Consider the following 842-nt stretch of genomic DNA (forward strand, 5'->3'; position numbering starts at 1 on the left):
ACGGTGCGCGACGGCGCCGGCGAGACCGGCCATGCTGCGGCCCAGGTGCTCGGTGCGGCGCGGGCGATGTCCCGCTCCGCCGAGGATCTGCAGCGCGAGGTGGCGGGGTTCCTGGGCGACGTGCGGGCGGCGTGAGCCGCTCCGGCCGTTGACGCGCCACCCTTGAATCACCCACAACGGCGCCCGTTCGAAGACGGGCGGCCCTGGTGTCGCCGCCAAAGACCCGCGTCACCCGAGACCCGCGTCACCCCGGCCGCGATGCTGTTCAACTCCTTCCCGTTCCTCCTCGGCTTCCTGCCGGTCGCCCTGATCCTGCACGCCGTCGTGGCCCTGCACCGGCCGGGCTGGCGGCTGCCGCTGCTCGTCGGGCTCTCGCTCGTCTTCTACGGCTGGTGGGATCCGCGCTTCGTGCCGCTGCTGATGGCCTCGATCGGGCTGAACTGGCTCGTCGCGCGCTGGTTCGCGCGGAGCCGCGCCGCGCTCCTGATCCCGCTCGCCGTCGCGGCGAACCTCGCGGTGCTGGCCCTGTTCAAGTATGCCGGGTTCCTCGCCGGCCTCGCGTCGGTCCTGCCGGGGCTGCACGACTTGGGCAGGCCGAGCCTTGCGCTCCCGCTCGGCATCTCGTTCTTCACCTTCCANNGCGCGCCGGCCGGGCGCCGCAGATGGACCTGACGCGCTATGCCCTCTACATCGCGTTCTTCCCCCAGGTGCTCGCCGGCCCGCTGGTGCGCTGGAGCGAGATCCTCCACCAGTTCGACGAGAAGCCCTATGCCCGGCCGGACGCCGCCGAGCGGATCGGCCGCGGGCTGATGCTGCTCTGCCTCGGCCTCGCCAAGAAGGTC

At 72.5% G+C, this 842-nt stretch carries 1 pseudogene; it reads left to right on the top strand.

From position 1 onward, the window contains the following. Nucleotides 1-258 precede the first annotated feature (258 nt). Nucleotides 259-842 (top strand): annotated as a pseudogene (locus A5481_RS35870) (MBOAT family O-acyltransferase); the annotation flags it as partial.

The organism is Methylobacterium platani (assembly GCF_001653715.1).
Classification (GTDB): Bacteria; Pseudomonadota; Alphaproteobacteria; order Rhizobiales; family Beijerinckiaceae; genus Methylobacterium; species Methylobacterium platani.